Origin of the sequence: Roseospira marina (genome assembly GCF_014197855.1) — a bacterium.
Classification (GTDB): Bacteria; Pseudomonadota; Alphaproteobacteria; order Rhodospirillales; family Rhodospirillaceae; genus Rhodospira; species Rhodospira marina.
In genome coordinates this window covers 18,426-37,860 of the sequence record NZ_JACIGJ010000021.1, presented here as the reverse complement: position 1 = coordinate 37,860, position 19,435 = coordinate 18,426, and the positions used below count along the sequence as shown (strand labels likewise).

Sequence of the window (19,435 nt, the reverse complement as noted above, 5' to 3'; positions counted from 1 at the left end):
TCACCGACTGGCTCCGGCACGACGCCGGAACCCGAGTCGTTCCCCGTCACGCGATAGTGATCTCTTGGTCGAACGCGGCGCCGCGAATGGCGTCGGCCACGGCCGGCTGGACGTTCTCGATCCGGATCTTGAAATCCGGCCCCGCCTTTTGCTTGCGGAACACCAGATAGCGCAGGCCCTCGCTGCAGATGGAGGACAGCTCCCGACCGTCGAACGTGAGCGCCCGGGCGCCCTCCGCCGTGGCGGTCTGGAACGCCTCGTCCAGGTACTTCAGGTCATGCGGCGTCAGGGTGCCGTTGAGCGCAATCCGGGCCGTGGTGCCGGACACGTCCAGCACATCGGCCGAGAACCGCACCGCCGTCGGCGTCAGGCGCACGCGCACCTTGATGGCGCCGTGGCCCTCGGGCAGCGTCACCGTCAGCGCTTCGGCGTCGAAATCGTCATACTCGTGGCCGTCGATCCAGACGTCGGTGATGCGCACCGCGCCCTCGGGCAGGATGTCGGGCTGCACGCGCAGGATGCCGTCCTTGAAGCCGCCCGGCCGGGGCCGGAAGTAGAAGTCCATCGGCTCCTGGCGGATCAGCAGGTTGGTGTAGACCGATGCCAGATAGGCCAGTTCGAAGGAATGATAGCCGGCCATGGAATGGCTACCCTTGCCGCGCTCGGTGCCGAGCGCATAGGGCTCGCCGTTCGCTAAAACGTTGAAATAAACACCGCCCGACTCAACATCCAGGAAGAAGGCGTTGTAGAACGCGGCGCCTTCGCGGGCGAAGCGCAGGTAGTCGTCCGTCTTCAACACGCCGTGCAGGATCAGGTACGCCAGGATGCCCTGTTCCTGCTGCCACCACGCCTTGCGGTCGTGCCAGGCGAAGCGATGGAAGCGCTGGCCGGGGTCCAGCACCCGCTCGACCACATCGTACCAGCCGCCGCGCTGGCGGTCGCAGCCGTGGTCCGGGATGGTCTGGGCAATGGTCTCGGCCAACGCCACGTAGGTGTCTTTGCGCTTCAGGCTCTGCATGCGCATCAGGTTCCAGGCGATCTTGAGATTGTGCCCGACCACGGCGCGGTTCTGCTGCCACCCCCAGGTCTGATCCTTGCTCCAGTCGTCGTGGAACTTCTCCTGCACGAACGCGCTGTTGTCGTAGTCCGGGAAGCGTTCGCAGATGGTATCGAAGGTGTATTCCAGGAAGTCGGCGAAGGGCTGCTCGCCGGTGGCCAACCACAGATTGATCAGGTAGGCTGGCGCGTGGTCGCCGACCGAGTTCCAGTTCTTGCGCGCCCGATTGTGGCCCAGGCACTCCGCATGCGGATCCAGCGTGACGGGATCAATGTGCGAGTAGTAGCCGCCGTTCGGTCCATGGTCCTTGTAGAACCGGTTGAACAGATTGATGGTGCGGCGGGCGTCGTCGTAGATGTCCGGATCGCCGGTGATGCGGTAGGTCTGGACCGGCCCGGCCAGGGCGTAGATCTGCTCGTAGCAGGGCAGCGCGTCGTAATCGTCCCCGAACTCGGAGGCGAAGACCTTCTGTTCGGTGCCGTCGTCCTGAAGATCGACGGCATGGTACCAGTAGACGATGTCCTCGCCGGCATCGACGAAGCGCAGGTGAGCCCGCAGGTACTCCACGCCCTTCTCGGCGGCCTCAAGAAAGCGGTCGTTGCCGGTCAGCAGGAAGGCGGAGGCGAAGCCGTACACCAGCCGCGACATGGTGTCGGTTTCCTGGCGCCCCGATTTCTGCTTCTGCCCGGTGATGGTCAGTTGCGTACGGTAGTCGCGATAGTCGATCTCGCCGTCGCCGAACTCGCTCTCGACGTAGAAGCGCCCGAGTTGCTCGATCTGCCGGATCCACCACGCCGGCTGCTCGAACACATAGGCGTTCTCGGTGCGGCCGGCGAACACCAGATGCTTGGCATCGAACAAGACCGTGCCGTTCGGTCCGTCCGGGTAGAACACCCCGTAGGCGAACACGAACCGGCCCGGAACCAGCATGCCGCGCATCTGATCCGTGGCGTTGTTGAAGCCCTCGCCGAGGTTGCGAATCACCTCGGCGAAGGTGTTGTCGGTCAAGCCGATCGTGTAGGCGCGATCATCGCTGGTCTTGAGGGAGAAGGAGTCGGTGTCGCTGTCGTAGGCAGTCACGTATCCGGCGATGAGGTCGGAAAACGTGAAATCGACGCTGTTCATCCGTATCTCTCCGATTCGGGCGGTTAATCCTTGGACACCAGGACGACGACGCTGCGTCCCCCGACGGTATAGCGATCTCCCGCCACGCGTATTTCGTCCCCGGCCGGCCGGATGTCCTCCGGCGGCGCCTGCGCGGTGTCCACGGCGCGATACCAGCGGCGCCCCTGAACGGGCGGAATCGCCATGGCGAGCGGCGCCCAGTACATGTTCGCCATGACGTGAAGGTCGGACTCGCCGTCGAACCCGCCGAGCGTGAACCCCAGGACGCGGGCCCCCGGATCGTCCCAGCCCGGCTGGTCCAGGTCGGTGCCGTGCCAGGAGATATCGGGCAAGCCCCGGTCGTTGACGGCCCCGGTGAAGAAGCGCGACCGATGCACGGCCGTATGGCGACGGCGGAACGCGATCATGTGCTTCCAGAAGCGGAACAGATCGGCGTTCGTCTCCACCAGCGACCAGTCGAACCAACTGATCGGATTGTCGTGGCAATAGGCGTTGTTGTTGCCGCCCTGGGTGCGCCGCACCTCGTCGCCCATGACGATCATGGGAATGCCCTGCGACAGCATCAGCAGCGTCGCGAAGTTGCGGATCTGGCGCGCGCGCAGCGCCTCGACGGCCGGATCGTCCGTGGCCCCCTCGACGCCGCAGTTCCAGGACAGGTTGTCGTCCACGCCGTCCCGGTTGCCCTCGCCGTTGGCCTCGTTGTGCTTGACGTCGTAGGAGACCAGATCGTTGAGCGTGAAGCCGTCGTGCGCGGTGATGAAGTTCACGCTGTTGACGGGCAGGTGGCCGCTCCACTGGTACAGGTCGGCACTGCCGGCGATGCGGTTGGCCACTGCACCGATCATGCCGGCGTCGCCCTTGACGAAGCGGCGCAGATCGTCGCGGTAGCGGCCGTTCCACTCCCCCCAGCGGAAGCCCGGGAAGTGGCCGATCTGGTACAGCCCGGCGGCGTCCCAGGCCTCGGCGACGACCTTGGCGCCGGCGAGGGGCTCGTCCAACTCGATGTTCCACAGCACGGGCGGGTAGGTCATCGGTGCCCCGTCGGGGCCGCGCGACAGCACCGAGCCCTCGTCGAACCGGAAGCCATCCACGTGCATCTCCTCGCGCCAGAAGCGGAGGCAGTCGAGGATGAGTTTATCCCCGATGGGATGGTTGCAGTTGAACGTGTTGCCGCAGCCCGTATAGTCGTAATAATACTGCCGGTCACCCGGGGACAGGTAATAATACGTGCTGTTGTCGAAGCCACGGAAATTGAACGTCGGGCCGAGATGATTGCCCTCGTCCGTGTGGTTGAACACGACGTCCAGCATGACCTCGATACCGGCCGCGTGCAGCGCCTTGACCATGTCGCGGAACTCGTCGAGATGGCTGCCGTCTTCCGGGGTCACGCAGTAGCGGGGATGGGGCGAGAAGTAGCTCACCGTGCTGTAGCCCCAGTAGTTCGTCAGCCGGCGGCCGTCGACCTCGCGCACTTCGCTGTCGTCGAACTGACAGACGGGCAACAGCTCGACGGCGGTCACGCCCAACTCTTTGAGGTACGGAATTTTCTCGATCACCGCCCGAAACGTGCCGGGCTCCGCCGTGCCGGACGTCTCCGACCGCGTGAAGCCGCCGACATGCATTTCGTAGACGATGGTCTCGTTGAGGGGCCGGTTGAGCGGCTGATCCCCCTCCCAGTCGTAGCGGTCCGGATCGATGACCACCGACCGCATCGACGACGGCAGGTTGTCGCCCGCGCCACAGGCGTCGCCGCGGCTCCACAACGCGGTCGTATTGCCGCGCGCGTAGGGATCGATCAGCACCTTGTCGCGGCGGAACCGGTGGCCGTCCTCCGGCGCCCAGGGGCCATCGACCCGATAGGCGTAGTGCAGGCCCGGCCCGGCCCCCTCGACAAAGACATGCCAGAAGTGAAACGTCTTGTTGCGCGCCGGATCCAGGGGGATGACCCGCGTCGGCTCGACGGCGTCATGCCGGTCGAACAGCAACAGCTCGATCCCGGTAGCGAATTGGGAAAACGCCGCGAAGTTGACCCCGTCCGGCTCCACCGTTGCGCCCAAGGGATGCGGGCGCCCTGGCCGCGTTGGAAAGGCCGAACGGTCCTGCTCACCCATGGCAACGGGCCTCCAAAGCCTATGGTCGACACTCGCGACGAATCCGACTTTGCCGCGCCAATACGCCTCTCAATGGGCGCCCATGATGGGCGCTGTCGGAGGATCGCGCAAGCGTGACAGAATGACAGCTTTGCACCCACCGCTGGTTTTGATCCGTGCCGTGTTTTTCAGCGATTAGCCTTCCAGAACGGCGCATGGCGGGTGCGTCGGGCGGATCGTTCTGGCATCGCGATGTCGCAGCCCCCCACCGTCGCCGGCCGCCCGGGCCCGTGCACATCGAGTCGCGAGCCTCCCGGGCGTCACGGGCGGTGTCGAGCGCGGTCCGCCTGGGTTCGGCCGTCATAGCCCCAGTCGCCTCCGGGCAGGTCCCGCACGACAACATAGCTGGCCTCCGGCAGCGCGGGGATGGCCTGCCGGAGCCGATCCATCGCATGCCTGATGAAGCGGCGCTTCTCATCCGCGCTGTTCGTTCCCGCGGTCACGCAAATCTCAAGATGGGCGGCGGTTGGCTGCGGGCCTGCGCCGATGGTCCAGCGGGCCCGCGACGGCGTTTCAATCAGGACCGAGGTCAGTTCATGGCGTTTTCCGAGGTCCGCAGCGATGAGGTCGGTGAGGTCGGTGGTCAGCCGCTCAATGATTTCAGGCGGTTGCTGTGGGATCAGCGTCAATCGGGCGAAGGGCATGGGGAACCTCCTCTGTTGGTGGTCCCTCATCTTTATCTGAGAGTATCCGGATATTGGGCCTATAATCCGGCGTTCTGATTTGAGGATTTCTCATGATTCCGGATATACCCTCGCCGCTGCTGCGCAGCTTCACCGCCGTTGTCGATTGTGGATCGCTGTCGGCCGCGGCGGTGCGGGTGGGGCGCAGCGACTCGGCGTTGAGCCTCCAGATGGCGCGTCTCGAAGACATCGTCGGCACGCCCCTCTTCGACCGCGATGGCCGCGCGCTGAAGCTCAACCAGACCGGCGCGCAGTTGCTGCCGCATGCCCGGGCCATCCTGGGCCGAATCGACGCCGCGCGTGAGGACCTGGGGCGGGCCCGGGGCGAGCCGATCCGGATCGGCATCGTGCAGGATCTCGTGGACAGCGTGCTGCGGCCGAGCCTTGCGGCGCTCGGCGTGGACGTGACAGGGCAGGCGATCAGCCTTGTCATCGGCAGCACGGCGGAGCTGCTGCAGGCCTTGAGCGAAGAGCGGATCGACACCGCGGTTCATGCGGGTGACGCGGTCCATGCGGTGTCCACGCGCGTGCTGCCGGTGCGCTGGTTCGGTGACCCCGCCCGTGCCGAAGCCGAGGTGGTTCCCTTGCTTGGCATCACCCCGCCCTGTCCGTTTCTGACGGCCGCGCAGCACGGCCTCGATGCCGTCGGCAGGCCCTGGCGGATGGTGTTGAGCACGCCGAGCCTCGACGGCCTGCGCGCGGCAGTGCAGGCGGGCCTTGGGGTCACCGGCCGAACCGACATCGGGCTTGGCGGCCCTCCGCTGCCCGCCGGCGCCCTGCCTCCGTTGCCGGACATCCACTATTCGGTTGTCGAGCGGCGCTGGCGAAAAGGGGCGCCGAGCGCCACGGCACGGACGCTGGCCCGGTGTCTCGACGGCATCGCAGCGGACCGCTGAGCCGGCCGGAGGCGCCACGATCAGGCCGTCTCCGGGACGAACACGGTGTCGGCCAGGAAATCGACGAAGACCCGAAGCTTTGGCGACAGGTAACGGCTGGACGGCCAAAGGATTCGGAAGTCGACCGTGTTGGTCACGGCATCGTCCAGGACGGACACAAGCCGACCTTCGGCGCAGGAGGCGCGCACCGCGAAGTCCGGCAGACAGGCAAGCCCCCGGCCGTGTTCGGCCATGTAAAGCAAGGGTTCTATGGCGCTCGACACCACGGTGCATGGAAGATCTTCGACGGCGGTGCCGTCCGGGCCGACGAGGCGCCACTTTTCAATCTTGCCGGTGCTTGGATAGCGGTGGCGCAGGCAGCGATGCTGAGCAACCTCCGTCACGCTGGTGGGGGTGCCGTGCCGCTCGAAATAGGCGGGCGATCCAACGAGCCGAAACGCGGAACGGCCGAGGCGGCGTGCCATCAGGCGCGAATCCGTGGGCTCGCCCGACCGGATCACCGCATCGAACCCTTCCTCGATCACGTCCACCAAACGATCGCTAAAATCGAGATCGAGTGCGATGTCCGGCCAGGCGTCCATGAAAGCGGAGAGGGTCGGCACCATCAGCATTCCGACCAAAGGCAGGCTGATGCGCAATTGGCCGGCCGGGCGGGCGCGGGTCTGCGCAAGCTCCAGCTCCGCCGCTTCCATTTCGCTCAGCACGCGCCGGCAGCGTTCGAGGAACAGCTGCCCCTCCGGCGTCAGCGTGATCGCCCGCGTCGAGCGATGAAACAGCCGGACCCCCAGACGGTCCTCAAGCCGGGCGACGGCTTTTCCCACCGCTGACGAAGACACGCCGAGCTGCCGCCCGGTGACGGTGAAGCTGCGTGTTTCCGCCGCGTGAACGAACACGTTCAGGGCGCCGAGGCTGTCCATCGGGATCGGCATGATCGCGGACATATTGGTCCGAAGTCATCGGAATTGAAGCCTGTTTTTCTTCAATAAGATCATCCGCACGTTTCCTCTGACGTTTTAACCATCAGGGGAACCACGATGATCTTCACCGTCCCACGCCTTCGGGCGACCGACCACCGCCGGCCCGAAAAGACGCTCGGCCCCTCACGCGCGGGAGAGCGGCGATGAGTGACGTACGCATGTCCGCCCACGCCTCCCGCCTTGAGGCGCCGTTCCCCTGGGCCGGTCTGCTGGCGCTGTCCATGGCGGCCTTTCTCACCATTTTGACCGAAGCCTTGCCGGCGGGTCTTTTGCCCGCCATCGGGCAAGGGCTCGGCGTGTCGGAGGCGGGAGCCGGGCAACTCGTGACGGTCTACGCCATCGGCTCGCTGGTGGCCGCGATCCCGCTCACGACCCTGACGCAGGGCCTGCGCCGCCGGCCGCTTCTCATGACGGCCATCCTGGGATTCCTGATCGCGAACACGGTCACGGCCCTCTCCACCAGCTATGCCCTCACCCTGGTGGCACGTTTCGTGGCCGGGGTCGCGGCGGGGCTGCTCTGGGCGTTGGCGGCGGGCTATGCCGCGCGCATGGCGCCCGATCATCTGAAGGGGCGGGCGATTGCGGTGGCCATGGCCGGGACGCCGCTGGCCTTGTCGCTCGGGGTGCCCGCCGGCACGTTCCTCGGGTCCATCCTCGGCTGGCGCGCCTGTTTCGGCCTCATGAGCGGCCTGACGCTGGGGCTGATCGTCTGGGTGATGGCCAAGGTTCCCGATTTCCCGGGTGAGCCCGCCGGGCAGCGCCGCACTTTGCGCGGCGTCCTGACGCTTCCTGGCATCCGCCCGGTGCTTGGTGTCGTCCTGACCTTCGTGCTGGCTCATAACATTCTGTACACCTACATCGCGCCCTACCTCGGCGGTGCCGGGATGGTCGAGCGGACCGACACCGTCCTGCTGGTGTTCGGCTTGGCTTCGCTGGTCAGCATCTGGATCGTCGGCGTGCTGATCGACAGCCGCCTCCGGGCGCTGACCCTGTCCAGCGTCGCGCTTTTCGCGCTGGCTGCGATCCTGTTCTGGCTTGGACGCGAGAGCCCTGTGGCGATCTATGCCGCGAGCGCCATCTGGGGCCTGGCATTCGGCGGGTGTGCGACCCTGTTCCAGACCGCCAGCGCGAAGACGGCCGGCCCTGCGGCGGACCTGGCGCAATCCATGCTCGTCACGATGTGGAACACCGCGATTGCCGGGGGCGGGCTGGCCGGCGGGCTGTTGCTGGAGAGCTTCGGGCCGGCAAGCCTGGCGCCGAGCCTGCTGCTGCTGATCGCGGGGGCATGGGTTTTGACGCTCGGGGCGCGCCGGCATGGGTTCCCGGCGCGATAGGACACGGGCCCATCTCGTGCGACCTGGACCAGGGCGCGACGATGCGGTGCGTTCGGCGGCGGCAGGCCGGCCCGGAGCCCGAGGGATGCGTTCATAGGGTCGCCATATCGGGCTCCCTGTGTATACAGTGCGCGGTCGAAACGGGGCGGACGGGGTCGTCCCCTGGCGTGAACGCGCCGCGGCGCAACACGGTGCCAGTAACTGAGAAGAGATGACGACATATCAAGCACATAGACTCGCCGTCGCGCCGATGATGGACTGGACGGACCGGCACGACCGCTACTTTCTGCGGCAGCTGACCCAGCACACTCTGCTGTACACCGAGATGGTGACGACCGGCGCGCTGCTGCACGGCGATCCGGTCCGGCACCTGGACCATGACCCGTCGGAGCATCCGCTGGCGCTGCAGCTTGGCGGCAGCGATCCGGACGCCCTGGCCGCCTGCGCCCGTTTGGGCACCGACTGGGGCTATGACGAGATCAACCTCAACGTCGGCTGTCCCTCCGACCGGGTGTCCAGCGGCCGCTTCGGCGCCTGTCTGATGGCGGAGCCCGCCCTGGTCGCAGACTGTGTCGCGGCCATGCGAGCGGCCACCCACCGGCCGGTGACGGTCAAGCACCGGCTGGGCATCGATGATCTGGACAGCGACGCCCTGCTGCACCGCTTCGTGGAGACCGTGGCGGGAGCGGGCTGCACGGTGTTCGTCGTCCACGGCCGCAAGGCGTGGCTGAACGGCCTGAGCCCGAAAGAGAATCGGGAGATTCCGCCGCTTCAGCCGGAGCGCGTGCGGCGCCTGAAGGCCGCCTTTCCCCACCTGACGCTGATCTACAACGGCGGGGTGCGGGATCTGGACGCGGCCCAGGCCCTGATGACCGGCCCGGACGCCCTGGACGGGGTGATGATCGGCCGTGCGGCCTATGAGACGCCGTGGATGCTGGCCGAGGCGGACGCTCGGATTTTCGGCGACACGACCGTCGCGCCGCCCGACCGCGCCGCCGTTGCCCGTGCGATGGCGGACTACGCGGAGCGCCGCATGGCGGAGGGCGTACCGTTGCAGGCCATCACCCGCCACATCCTGCCGCTGTTCCACGGCGAGCCCGGCGCGCGGGCGTGGCGTCGGCACCTGAGCGAAACCGCCCACCGGCCAGGCGCGGGACCGGAGGTGATTCGGGACGCGCTCGCCCGCTGGCAGGGGGCAGCGGAGGGCGTGCGGGCCGCCGTCGCCTGAGGCCGGCGCGCGGCCGACCGTGCGGCCGCGCTTGCGTCAGGCTCTGAGCCGGAGCGTGGCGTTCGGATAGGGATAGCCGAAATCATCCACATCCCGGCGCGAGATCTCGGTGAAACCAAGCGCGCGGTAGAAGCCGCAGGCCTGTTCGTTGGCGGTATACACCTCCAGAGACAGCTCGCCCTTCAAGGCCAGGGCATGGGCCATCAGCGCGCGGCCGCTCCCCTGGCCTTGACGGTTCGGCGCAATGAAGAGACCGCCGACAAAGCAATCGAGCAGACTGATGAACCCAACGATTTCCCCGCCGAGACAGGCGACCCACGTCTCGGCTTTGGGAAGGTATTCCGCCTCTATCCGCGTGCGTTGCTCCACAAGCCTGGGCTCACCAATGAAGGGGTGGGCCTTCATGGAGGCGTCAAACCAGATGGTCGACAGTGTTGTGGTCTCCGCGTCTCGATCAAAAGGACGGATCGCAAGGGCGTGGGAGAGGAAAATGGACATGAAGGCGGGTCTCCGTCTCCGGACCTCCTCTTGACTCACGGGATCGTCGCCCTGGGACGCGCCCGGTTCAGAGGCCCGGCATTTGCTGTCGGGGGCCGTTATCCCTTCGCCGGGCGGAACAGCGCCGGTCCGTATTCCACGCAGAAGCCCAGGAAAGCGACGATCCAGAACCCGGCCGCGCCCCACAGCAGCACACCCGTGTGCTCGGGCAGAGCGAGGACCAGAAGCCGGGCGACCAGCGCCGTCGTGGTGCGGCGTAGGCCGTCAGCGCCACCGGAAACGCCAGTCCGACGGCCAGGGCCGGCGCGACGCCCAGGACGCCCGACGCCGGCACCGCGCCGGGCACCCGGGTTACTGTTGCTGGCCGGCGGCGATGCCCTCCGGACGGAACGAACTCGGCGGCAACCCCTCGTCCACCGCGCCGAGCACGGCGATGGAGTCGCCGGTCTTGGTCACGCCGGGGAAGTGGCGCCCGATCAGCATGCCGTCCAGCTTGGCGAAGTAGTCGCGCGGCGCCACACCCGTGCGGTCCATGGGCCAGATGCGGGCCAACCGGTCGCCCGCACGCACCGTCTCGCCGAGATCGACGCACATTTCCAGCAGGCCATCGGTGTCGGCGAAGGTGAAGCAGTCCATCGACGGCATGTCGAGGGACAGCGAGGGCTCCTTCACAATCTCGCCGTCCAACACGCCGGCGTGGATCAGCACGTTGCGCACCCCCTTGCGGGCGATGCGGGCGGTGTAGGCGGTCGAGGTGCCGCCGCCCCGCAGCTCCGTGCTGACGAAAGTCTTGCCGGCCTCCTCCGCCGCCGTGTCGAGCAGGCCGGCGCTGTCGATCTCCAGCATCTTGGTGGTGTAGGGCGCGTTGAACGCCTCGGCCGCGGCGGCGCAGCGGGCCTCCTGCGTCTTGTCGGGCAGGACGTGCGACGCCGCGAACGGCACGAAGTCCAGCGTCGAGCCGCCGGAGTGGATATCCAGCACCAGATCGCTCATCGGCAGCAGATACCGCTGCACGTAGTCCGCGATCCGCTGCGTCATGGTGCCATCGGGGGCGCCCGGGAAAATCCGGTTCATGTTGCCGCCGTCGATGGGCGAGGTTCGCCGTCCGGCGCGGAACGCCGGATAGTTCAGGAACGGCAGCATGATGATGCGGCCGTGAACGTCGGCCAAATCCAGGTTCAGCGCCAGGTCGAGCAGGGCCAGCGGTCCCTCGTACTCGTCGCCGTGGTTGGCGCCGGTCAGCAGCACCGAGGGGCCGGCGCCGTTCCGCAGCACGCAGACCGGGATCATGATGTTGCCCCAGGCGCTGTCGTCGCGGCTCCAGGGCAGTCGCAGATAGCCGTGATGACGGCCGTCGGTATCGAAGTCGACCGTGGGGTCGATAGTGGTGGGTTTTTCGTACATCAGCGACATCGGTTGGAGCCCCTGGAGCGAGCGGCCTCGGCCCTCGTCAACCTCGTTAGCATACGATTAGCGCGGTGTCTGGTGTTGTGCGCACCGCGCCCGCGGGAAAGCGGGCGCACCACGCGGAACGCGGATGACCCTACGCCTTGACCACGAGTTCGCGTGGTGTGTTCGCCAGGATCTCGGGCGCCCCGTCCCGGATGACAAGGCTTTCGGTGATTTCGAACCCCCAGTCGTCCATCCACAACCCGGTCATGAAGTGGAACGTCATGTTCGGCTCCAGAACGGTGCGGTCCCCCATGCGGAAGCTCATGGTGCGCTCGCCCCAATCCGGCGGATAGCTGACGCCGATGGGATAGCCGGTGCGGTTGTCCTTCTCGATGCCATGGGTGCGCAGCACGCCGAAGAAGGCGGCGGCCACATCCTCGCAGGTGTTGCCGGCGCGGGCCTTTTCAAGGCCGGCCTCCATGCCCTCCAGCACCGCCTTCTCGGCGTCCAGGAACGTCTGGGTCGGTTGGCCGAGGAACACGGTGCGCGACAGCGGGCAGTGGTAGTGGTGATAGCAGCCCGCGACTTCGAAGAACGTGCCCTCCCCGCTCTGCAAGGGCTTGTCGGTCCAGGTCAGATGCGGGGCCGACGCCTCCACGCCCGAGGCCACCAGCGGCACGATGGCGGCGTAGTCCCCGCCGAAGTCCGCCGTCCCGCGCAGGCCGGCGTCGTAGATCTCGGCCACCAGATCGCTCTTGCGCATCCCCGGCGCGACGACGTCGCGGATGCGGGCGTGCATGGCGTCGACGATGCGGGCCGCCCGGCGCATGTAGACCAGTTCGGGCTCGGACTTCACCGCACGCTGCCAGTTCACCAGGGCGGTTGCGTCCTGGAACCGGGCGTTGGGCAGTTCCGCCACCAGGGTCTGATAGGCCTTGGCGGAGAAATAGTAGTTGTCCATCTCGACGCCGGTGCGCTTGGCGTCCCAGCCCCGCTCCCGCAGCACGCGGGCGAGGTCCTGCATGGGATGGCGCTCCGTCGACTGCACGAAGTGGTCGGCGTAGGGGTGGATGCGGTCCTCCGCCAGCCAGCTTGTCATGCGGGCGCCGTTGCCGTCCTGGCCGCGTCCCCACCAGAGCGGGTCGTCATCGACCGGCAGCACGACGGCCTGATGAACGTAGAACGACCAGCCATCATAGCCGGTCAGCCAGTTCATGTTCGACGGATCGGTGACGATCAGCAGGTCGATCCCGGCCGCCGCCATGGCCGTCTTGGCCTTGGCGACCCGCCGGGCGTATTCCTCGGGGGCGAAACGCAAATCCTTGGCGTAACTCATAGGCGTCGGTTCCAGAGGGACAAACGGACCCGGCCCTAGCGATCGGGGGTGTCCGCCGGCGCCGGTATGGCGCCTGGGAGAAGGGAGCGCCGGACGGGCGCCTGGGAGAAGGAAGCGCCAGACGGGCGCTGGAGACACGGACGCGGCGCCGCGCTCAGGACTCGAACGCCTGCCCGGCGTCGGCCTGGACCACGCGGGTCCGCGCCAGGGTCGCGATGGCGGTGTCCTGCACGCCGGTGCCGGTCAGGTCGGCCACGGTGATCTGGTCCGCGTCCGTCCGCCCCGGGGCGGCGCCCGCCGCGACCGCGCCCAGTTCGGCGAAGGGGATGTCGGCCGCGACGACCCCGGCCTCGATGGCGTGGTGCAGTTCGCCCAACCGGCGGGTCTGCGCCAGACTGTCGGCGACATAGACCACGTCGGGGCGGGCCAGCACGGCCGGGTCCAACTCGTTCTTGTGCTCGGCGTCGGAGCCCATGGCGGTCACATGCTGGCCCGGCCGCAGCCACTCGGCCCGCAGCAGCGGGGTGGTGCTCGGCGTGGTCAACACGATCACGTCCGCCTCGGCCACCGCGTCTTCCGCGCTCGCCGCCGTCGTGACCGGAATCCCCAGCCGCGCCGTCAGGTCGGCGGCGCAGGCGGCCGCCTTATCGGCGTTGCGGGCCCAGACCGTGGCGGCCTCCAGCGGGCGGACCAGGGCCAGCGCCTCAAGCTGAAGCCGCGCCTGCACGCCGGCCCCGAACACGGCGGCGCGCCGGGCATCGGGGCGGCTCAGATGCTTGGCCGCGACCGCCCCGGCGGCGGCGGTGCGCACGTCCGTGAGATAGCCGTTGTCCAGCAGCACGGCCTCCAGCAGGCCGGTCTTGGCGCTGAACAGGGTCATCAGGCCGTTGACGCTGGGCAGCCCGAGCGCGGGATTGTCGAAGAACCCCGGGCTTATCTTGATGGCGAAGCTGTCGAGCCCGGGCACATAGGCGGTCTTGACGTCCACCTCGCCGTTGGAGTCCTGGATATCGAGCCGCAGGATCGGCGGCATGACCACCCCGCCGCCGGCCAGCGCGAGGAACGCCTGCTCGACGCAGGCCACGGCGTCCGCGTCGAGCGCCACGGCGGCGCGCAGGTCGGCTTCGGTCACGATACGGACGGTGGGCATGGCGGGTCTCCTCATACCTCCACGGTGTCGCCCGAGATCAGGCGATGATGCAGCGTCATGTCGATGTTCCGTCCGCTCAACACAACGACGGTCGGGCCGATGGGGCGGACCTTGCCGGCGACCAGCGCGCCGAGCCCGACCGCGCCGGAGCCCTCGATGATCTCCATCTCGTGCCAATAGGCATGACGGATGCCCTCGGCGATATCCGCCTCCGTCAGGGTCACGGTCTCGTCGACCAGATCGCGCACCATGGCGAAGGTGTGTTGGTTTTGCAGGCCGATGCCGCCCCCCAGGGAGTCCGCCAGGGTCGCGACCTCCTGCACGAACACCGGCGCCCCGGCGCGCAGGCTTTGGATCATGGCGGCGCCGCGCTCCATACTGACGCCGACGATGCGGGCGGAGGGCCGCAGGGACTTCACCGCCAGGGCAACACCGGCAATCAGTCCGCCGCCGGACAGCGGCACCAGCACGGTCTCGACATCCGGCTGGTCCTCGACGATCTCCAGGCCCAGCGTGCCCTGACCGGCGATAATGTCCGGATGGTCGAAGGGCGGCAGCATGGTCATGCCCTCGTCCGCGACCAGCCGGTCGACCACCTCCTGCGCTTCGTCCTGGCTCGCGCCCACGATGCGCACCTCGGCGCCCAGGGCCTTGATGCCCTCCACCTTGTTGGCGGGCACCAGCGAGGACATGCAGATGATGCAGCGGACGCCCGCTTCCTTGGCCGCGTGCGCCAGACCGCGCCCGTGATTGCCGGTCGAGACGCCGACGATGCCGCGCGCCTTCTGCTCGTCGGAGAGCGCCAGGACGGCGTTGGTCGCGCCGCGCACCTTGAAGCTGCCGGTGACCTGCTGGTGCTCGAGCTTCAGCGCAACGGGCACGCCGCAGCGCTCGGTCAGCGACCGTGACGCGCCGAGCGGCGTGCGGCGGACGCGCCCGGCGATGCGCTCGCGGGCGGCATGAATGGCAGACGGCTCAATTGGCATCAGGGGTCCCCTTTCTGGGGCATCAGGCGGCCCCCTTTGTCCGATCCTGGGGGGCGAGCGTCCGACCGAACAGACGTCCGCCCTCGGGGATATCGTCCTCCACGCCGCACAGGCGGAGCGCCATCCACGCGGCGGCCTGGTTGCTGGTCACCACCGGGCGGCCGATCTCGGCCTCGATGGCGGTGACCGCCTCCGCCGACGGCACGGCGGTGCAGGAGATGAACAGCGCCTCGGCCTGCGGGGCGATGGCAGCGGCGGCCTCGCGCACCAGCGTGTCGGGCCTCACAAGGGCCATGTCGCGGTCGTCCTCGATCCCCCAGCAGGTCAGGCCCTCGATCCGGTAGCCCAGATCGGCAAAGCGCGCGGCCACCGGCCGGCTGACCTCCGGCACATAGGGCGTCAGGATGGAGAGGCGGTGGACGCCGAGCGCACGCAAGGCCGCGTCGGCGGCGATGACGGGGTTGGTGACCGCGGCCCCGGGCTTGGCCGCGCGCACGGCCGCCGCGACCCCGGCGTCGCCGATCACGGCCGAGGCCGAGGTGCAACCGAAGTGCACCACGTCGAATGGCGCATCGGGGATCAGGCTGGCGGCGGCATCCGTCAGGCGGGCCTCCAGCGCGGCGAGGCTGGCGGCGGTGATCGGGTTGGCGAAGGCGACCCGGGTGGCGTGAACGCCCACGTCGCGCCCGTGCGTCAGGCGGGCGACGTCGCGCTCCATGGTCAGGTCGGTTTCCAGGACGATCAGGCCGACTCGGCGCAGAGCGTCGGGCGGGTAAAACGCGGCGGAGGCGCGCGGCGGCCCAAGATCCGACACCCGAACGTCCATCGTTCCGCCCTCCCTGTTCGCCCGGCCGCTGCCCACGTGTCATACCGACCGTGCTGTGCCCCGCATCTTGCGGCGTGGCCTTGGATCCGTTCAATCCCGACGGTGCGGTGATCCTGCTGAATACGCCCAGGCCGCAAGATGATCTTCCTATTTTGAAGTTATTTTGTAGGAATTTCGTCTTGGCGCCTCGGTCAGTTTCCCGTGGGACTTTCCCCGGAATGGCGCCGGACGCGATCCATTTTCCGCGCCGCACCTCGCCCGGGTTTTCCCCACGGAGATGCCGTTTCAACCTTTATTTCAGGGCGTTATCGGCATCCGGGAGCCCCATGTTCCGCAGCAGCAAACGCAACCCGGCGTGTGCCCGCCTCCTCCAACGCGGCCCAGGGCCCGCGCCCCGTCCCGGCCCACCGCGCGACCACCGACGGTGTGGGTGCGCTGTTGACGCTCCCGGATATCTGCGCTGCGATAAAGGCATGCCTTCCGCACACAGGGTCCTAGTGTGGCGTGACGGGGAGAGCGTCTGCCCTGTCCCACCCTTCCGACAGAACACCGCGGGGCGCCCGGACGGGCCCCTCGCGCTGTGCCGTGCGCCATAACCGGATCGACACGACCAGAGAGAGGATCACCATGACCCATCGTCTGACCGCCGCGCTTGCCGCGGCCACCGCCTCCGCGCTGGCCCTGACCGTGGCTACCGGCGCCCAGGCCGCCACGTGGAAGTACTCCCTGGAGGAGGCCATCGACGAGGTGCAGGGCGTCTACGCCACCAAGTTCAAGGAGTACATCGAAGCCAACTCCGACAACGAGGTGCAGATCTTCCCGTTCGGCACCCTGGGGGAATCCAACGACACGACCGAGCTGGCGCAGATGGGCGCGATCCAGTTCGCGACCGCGTCGCCGGGTTTTACGGGCAGCCTGATTCCGGAGCTGCAGGTGTTCCTGCTGCCGTACGTGCTGCCGGAAGAGCATGCGGTCCTGGCCGACTTCTACCAGACGTCCGAGACCATCAACGACATGCTGGCCGCGAAGTACGAGGACAAGAGTCTGCACCTCGTGGATATGTATCCCGAGGGTGAGGTGGTCATGACCACCAAGGAGCCGGTGACCAGCCCGGCCGACCTGGACGGCGTGAAGGTCCGCGTCATGACCTCGCCGATGCTGATCGAGACCTACGATGCGTTCGGCGCGACCCCGACGCCGCTGCCATGGGGCGAGGTCTACGGCGCCTTGCAGACCAACATCATCCAGGGCCAGGAAAACCCGATGTTCTTCGTCGAATCGACGAAGATGTACGAGGTGACCGACTACATCACCTACGCCGGGCACAACAACTTCACGACCGCCGTGGTGGCCAACAAGTCGTTCTTTGATGGCCTGTCCGACGAGGACAAGACCCTGGTGCAGGAGGCCGCGAACGCCGCCTACGAGCACATCATGGACTACCAGCAGGGCCTGACCGAACGCTCCGAGGCGAAGATCCTGGAGGCCAAGCCCTCCATGACCGTCACCCATCTGACCGACGAGCAGCGCGCGCCGTTCCGCGAGGCCGCCCAGCAGGTGCGCGAGGCGTTCGTGAACGAGGTCGGCGGTGACGCCCAGGCGGTCCTCGACGGCTTCGAGGCCGACATCGAGGCCTCCAAGGCCCGGGTTGCCGAATAACATCGGTGCTCCGTCGTCCGCACACATCCTGACGAGCGGCCCCGGTTCGCCTGCGGCGGGCCGGGGCCGTGTCGCCCCACCTTACCGACAGACCGGCCGCCGACGCCTTGCCCGAGGGGGCCACCAGACGGGGGAGCGGACTGCATGAGCGAGTCCGACGCAGCACCAGGGGGCGGGCCGGATCCGACCGAACCCCGATCCCAGTTTTCCGGCCTTTTGAAGCCGCTGGCGTGGATCGACGGCGCCATCGCACGGTTCGAGGCCGTCGTCCTCGCCATCGGCGTCATGATCATGGCGACGGTGTCCGTAGCCAACGTGATCGGACGGTTCGTTCTCGGCGAAAGCCTGTTCTTCGTCGAGGAATTGAATCGCTTCCTGATCGTGCTGATCACCTTCGTCGGGTTGGGCTACGCCGCCCGCATGGGGCGGCACATCCGCATGTCGGCCCTGTATGACTCCCTGCCGGACCGGGCGCGCAAAATCCTGATGATCGTCATCTGTCTGGTGACGTCGGCCGTCATGTTCGTCCTGGCCTGGTACGCCTACATCTATGTCGTCTCCGTGTACGACACCGGCCGCATCGCGCCCTCGCTACGCATCCCGGTCTACCTCACGTTCGTCTGGGTGCCGATCGGGTTCGTCATCACGGGCATCCAGTACCTGCTGACCGCCGTGGCCAACCTCACGCGGCCCGACGTCTACATCTCGGCGTCGGTGGTGGACACGTACGAGGACACGGAAACCCAGGTCTGAGGGAGACCCGTCATGCTGGCCGAGGTCATGATTTCCGTCATGGTGGTCCTTCTGCTTCTGGGCTTCCCCATGATGATCCCGCTTATCGCGGGCTGTTTCGTCGCCTTCTTCATCTTCATGCCGATCCCGCCGGAGATCATGGTCCAGCAGATGCTGGGCGGCATCCGGCCCGCCGCCCTGGTCGCGGTGCCCATGTTCATCCTGGCCGCCGACATCATCACCAAGGGGCATTCGGCCGATCGCCTGATCGACATGGTGATGCGATACGTGGGCCATATGCGCGGGGGGCTCGGGGTGACGGCGGCGGCGAGTTGCGCGCTGTTCGGGGCCGTGTCGGGCTCCACGCAGGCCACGGTGGTCGCCATCGGCAGCCCGCTGCGCCCGCGCATGCTGGAGGCCGGATACCGCGACAGCTTCACCCTGGCGCTGATCGTCAACGCCTCGGATATCGCCATGCTGATCCCGCCCTCGATCGCGATGATCATTTACGGTGTGATCTCCGGCACCTCGATCGCCGAACTGTTCGTCGCCGGCATCGGCCCGGGCCTGCTGATCCTGGTGCTGTTCGCGAGCTACTGCGTCTTTCATGCGTGGCGGCACGATATTCCGACGCAACCCAAGGCGACGTGGCAGGAACGCCTGAAGGCGACCCGCGACGCCCTGTGGCCGCTGGGCTTTCCGGTCATCGTGGTCGGGGGCATCTACGGCGGCATCTTCAGCCCGACCGAGGCGGCGGCGGTCTGCGTCGCCTACGCCTTCGTTTTGGAGTTTCTGATCTTTCGGTCGCTGAAGTGGGCCGACCTGTTCGAAATCGCCCAGTCCACCGGTCTGATTACGGCGGTGGTGTTCATCCTGGTGGGCGCGGGGAACGCCTTTTCCTGGGCCATCTCGTTCAACCAGATCCCGCAGGAGATCCTGGGCAGCATCGGCCTCGACGAGGCCAGCGCCATCATGGTGCTGGTGGCGATTTCCATTGCCTTCTTCATCGGCTGCATGTTCGTCGACCCGATCGTGGTGATCCTGGTGCTGGTGCCGATCTTCGCCCCGATCGTGGACAGCGCCGGGATTGATCCGGTCCTGGTTGGGGTCATCATCACACTTCAGGTCGCGATCGGCTCCGCCACGCCGCCGTTCGGCTGCGACATCTTCACCGCCATCGCAATCTTCAAGCGCCCCTACATGGACGTGATTCGCGGAACACCGCCCTTCGTGGTGATGCTGCTTGGAGTCAGCGTCGCGCTGATCCTGTTCCCGCAAATCGCACTGTTCTTGCCCCAACTGGCGTTCGGAAAATGACGGGCGGGGCCATGGTATAAGACCCGTCGACGCATGAGCAGAGGTCACGCATCGACGAGCCGGTGCGACGGCACCGGCGCCGCGACGCG

17 protein-coding genes are annotated in these 19,435 nt (G+C 67.4%); 6 read left to right on the top strand and 11 right to left on the bottom strand.

The genetic code is table 11. From position 1 onward, the window contains the following. Positions 1 to 46: 46 nt before the first annotated feature. From GGD82_RS18335 to GGD82_RS18325, 3 genes are all read right to left on the bottom strand, one after another. Positions 47 to 2,182, bottom strand: a complete 2,136-nt coding sequence (locus GGD82_RS18335; protein WP_150063751.1) for an AGE family epimerase/isomerase — start codon at positions 2,180 to 2,182, stop codon at positions 47 to 49. A 23-nt stretch (positions 2,183 to 2,205) separates the two neighbouring features. Further along, the gene (gene glgX / locus GGD82_RS18330; protein WP_150063752.1) at positions 2,206 to 4,293 is read right to left on the bottom strand and encodes a glycogen debranching protein GlgX; all 2,088 of its coding nucleotides are present in this window, start codon (positions 4,291 to 4,293) and stop codon (positions 2,206 to 2,208) included. Between the two features lie 299 nt (positions 4,294 to 4,592). After that, positions 4,593 to 4,976: a tautomerase family protein gene (locus GGD82_RS18325; RefSeq protein ID WP_150063753.1), complete on the bottom strand. Its 384-nt coding sequence runs from the start codon at positions 4,974 to 4,976 to the stop codon at positions 4,593 to 4,595. Positions 4,977 to 5,068: 92 nt separating this feature from the next. Here GGD82_RS18325 and GGD82_RS18320 point away from each other — a divergent pair, with 92 nt between their 5' ends. Then, positions 5,069 to 5,911: a LysR family transcriptional regulator gene (locus GGD82_RS18320; protein ID WP_150063754.1), complete on the top strand. Its 843-nt coding sequence runs from the start codon at positions 5,069 to 5,071 to the stop codon at positions 5,909 to 5,911. A gap of 20 nt (positions 5,912 to 5,931) precedes the next feature. Here the strand turns inward: GGD82_RS18320 and GGD82_RS18315 are convergent, their stop codons facing one another. Then, positions 5,932 to 6,852, bottom strand: coding sequence for a LysR family transcriptional regulator (locus GGD82_RS18315; protein WP_246163994.1), 921 nt, complete (start codon positions 6,850 to 6,852; stop codon positions 5,932 to 5,934). A gap of 179 nt (positions 6,853 to 7,031) precedes the next feature. Here GGD82_RS18315 and GGD82_RS18310 point away from each other — a divergent pair, with 179 nt between their 5' ends. Further along, a complete protein-coding gene (locus GGD82_RS18310; RefSeq protein ID WP_150063755.1) occupies positions 7,032 to 8,222 on the top strand; it encodes an MFS transporter in 1,191 nt (396 codons plus the stop codon). 211 nt (positions 8,223 to 8,433) lie between these two features. Next, on the top strand, positions 8,434 to 9,450 hold the full coding sequence (gene dusA / locus GGD82_RS18305; RefSeq protein WP_150063756.1) for a tRNA dihydrouridine(20/20a) synthase DusA: 1,017 nt from the start codon (positions 8,434 to 8,436) through the stop codon (positions 9,448 to 9,450). 36 nt (positions 9,451 to 9,486) lie between these two features. Here the strand turns inward: dusA and GGD82_RS18300 are convergent, their stop codons facing one another. The 7 genes from GGD82_RS18300 to GGD82_RS18270 form a co-directional block, all read right to left on the bottom strand. Next, positions 9,487 to 9,948 (bottom strand): GNAT family N-acetyltransferase, encoded by a 462-nt coding sequence (locus tag GGD82_RS18300; RefSeq protein WP_150063757.1) that lies wholly within the window; start codon positions 9,946 to 9,948, stop codon positions 9,487 to 9,489. A gap of 98 nt (positions 9,949 to 10,046) precedes the next feature. Further along, positions 10,047 to 10,187, bottom strand: coding sequence for an NnrS family protein (locus tag GGD82_RS21725; RefSeq protein ID WP_150063782.1), 141 nt, complete (start codon positions 10,185 to 10,187; stop codon positions 10,047 to 10,049). Positions 10,188 to 10,299: 112 nt separating this feature from the next. Continuing rightward, positions 10,300 to 11,361: a N(2)-acetyl-L-2,4-diaminobutanoate deacetylase DoeB gene (gene doeB, locus GGD82_RS18290; protein WP_150063758.1), complete on the bottom strand. Its 1,062-nt coding sequence runs from the start codon at positions 11,359 to 11,361 to the stop codon at positions 10,300 to 10,302. A gap of 130 nt (positions 11,362 to 11,491) precedes the next feature. After that, positions 11,492 to 12,676 (bottom strand): ectoine hydrolase DoeA, encoded by a 1,185-nt coding sequence (gene doeA / locus GGD82_RS18285; RefSeq protein ID WP_150063759.1) that lies wholly within the window; start codon positions 12,674 to 12,676, stop codon positions 11,492 to 11,494. 154 nt (positions 12,677 to 12,830) lie between these two features. Next, positions 12,831 to 13,826 (bottom strand): cyclodeaminase, encoded by a 996-nt coding sequence (locus GGD82_RS18280; protein ID WP_150063760.1) that lies wholly within the window; start codon positions 13,824 to 13,826, stop codon positions 12,831 to 12,833. An 11-nt stretch (positions 13,827 to 13,837) separates the two neighbouring features. Further along, positions 13,838 to 14,812: a hydroxyectoine utilization dehydratase EutB gene (gene eutB / locus GGD82_RS18275; protein ID WP_150063761.1), complete on the bottom strand. Its 975-nt coding sequence runs from the start codon at positions 14,810 to 14,812 to the stop codon at positions 13,838 to 13,840. A 22-nt stretch (positions 14,813 to 14,834) separates the two neighbouring features. Next, complete coding sequence (locus GGD82_RS18270; protein ID WP_150063762.1) at positions 14,835 to 15,638, bottom strand: aspartate racemase/maleate isomerase family protein; 804 nt, start codon at positions 15,636 to 15,638, stop codon at positions 14,835 to 14,837. A 627-nt stretch (positions 15,639 to 16,265) separates the two neighbouring features. On the opposite strand from GGD82_RS18270, the gene dctP reads away from it, so the two are divergent. The 3 genes from dctP to GGD82_RS18255 all read left to right on the top strand — a co-directional run bounded on the left by dctP (position 16,266) and on the right by GGD82_RS18255 (position 19,346). Then, the gene (gene dctP / locus GGD82_RS18265) at positions 16,266 to 17,297 is read left to right on the top strand and encodes a TRAP transporter substrate-binding protein DctP (protein WP_150063763.1); all 1,032 of its coding nucleotides are present in this window, start codon (positions 16,266 to 16,268) and stop codon (positions 17,295 to 17,297) included. A gap of 144 nt (positions 17,298 to 17,441) precedes the next feature. After that, positions 17,442 to 18,050: a TRAP transporter small permease gene (locus GGD82_RS18260; RefSeq protein WP_150063764.1), complete on the top strand. Its 609-nt coding sequence runs from the start codon at positions 17,442 to 17,444 to the stop codon at positions 18,048 to 18,050. Positions 18,051 to 18,062: 12 nt separating this feature from the next. Continuing rightward, positions 18,063 to 19,346 carry a TRAP transporter large permease gene (locus GGD82_RS18255; RefSeq protein ID WP_170284435.1) on the top strand — a complete coding sequence of 428 codons (1,284 nt, stop codon included), beginning with the start codon at positions 18,063 to 18,065 and terminating at the stop codon, positions 19,344 to 19,346. The last annotated feature ends 89 nt before the right edge of the window (positions 19,347 to 19,435 follow it).

Excerpts from the sequence above, each read along its gene's own strand:
- GGD82_RS18270 (WP_150063762.1), bottom strand. The coding sequence starts at position 15,638 with ATGGACGTTCGGGTGTCGGATCTTGGGCCGCCGCGCGCCTCCGCCGCG.
- GGD82_RS18310 (WP_150063755.1), top strand. The coding sequence starts at position 7,032 with ATGAGTGACGTACGCATGTCCGCCCACGCCTCCCGCCTTGAGGCGCCG.
- GGD82_RS18315 (WP_246163994.1), bottom strand. The coding sequence starts at position 6,852 with ATGTCCGCGATCATGCCGATCCCGATGGACAGCCTCGGCGCCCTGAAC.
- doeA (WP_150063759.1), bottom strand. The coding sequence starts at position 12,676 with ATGAGTTACGCCAAGGATTTGCGTTTCGCCCCCGAGGAATACGCCCGG.
- GGD82_RS18260 (WP_150063764.1), top strand. The coding sequence starts at position 17,442 with ATGAGCGAGTCCGACGCAGCACCAGGGGGCGGGCCGGATCCGACCGAA.
- dusA (WP_150063756.1), top strand. The coding sequence starts at position 8,434 with ATGACGACATATCAAGCACATAGACTCGCCGTCGCGCCGATGATGGAC.
- GGD82_RS18300 (WP_150063757.1), bottom strand. The coding sequence starts at position 9,948 with ATGTCCATTTTCCTCTCCCACGCCCTTGCGATCCGTCCTTTTGATCGA.
- GGD82_RS18335 (WP_150063751.1), bottom strand. The coding sequence starts at position 2,182 with ATGAACAGCGTCGATTTCACGTTTTCCGACCTCATCGCCGGATACGTG.
- GGD82_RS18255 (WP_170284435.1), top strand. The coding sequence starts at position 18,063 with ATGCTGGCCGAGGTCATGATTTCCGTCATGGTGGTCCTTCTGCTTCTG.
- dctP (WP_150063763.1), top strand. The coding sequence starts at position 16,266 with ATGACCCATCGTCTGACCGCCGCGCTTGCCGCGGCCACCGCCTCCGCG.
- glgX (WP_150063752.1), bottom strand. The coding sequence starts at position 4,293 with ATGGGTGAGCAGGACCGTTCGGCCTTTCCAACGCGGCCAGGGCGCCCG.
- eutB (WP_150063761.1), bottom strand. The coding sequence starts at position 14,812 with ATGCCAATTGAGCCGTCTGCCATTCATGCCGCCCGCGAGCGCATCGCC.
- GGD82_RS18325 (WP_150063753.1), bottom strand. The coding sequence starts at position 4,976 with ATGCCCTTCGCCCGATTGACGCTGATCCCACAGCAACCGCCTGAAATC.
- GGD82_RS18320 (WP_150063754.1), top strand. The coding sequence starts at position 5,069 with ATGATTCCGGATATACCCTCGCCGCTGCTGCGCAGCTTCACCGCCGTT.
- GGD82_RS18280 (WP_150063760.1), bottom strand. The coding sequence starts at position 13,826 with ATGCCCACCGTCCGTATCGTGACCGAAGCCGACCTGCGCGCCGCCGTG.
- doeB (WP_150063758.1), bottom strand. The coding sequence starts at position 11,361 with ATGTCGCTGATGTACGAAAAACCCACCACTATCGACCCCACGGTCGAC.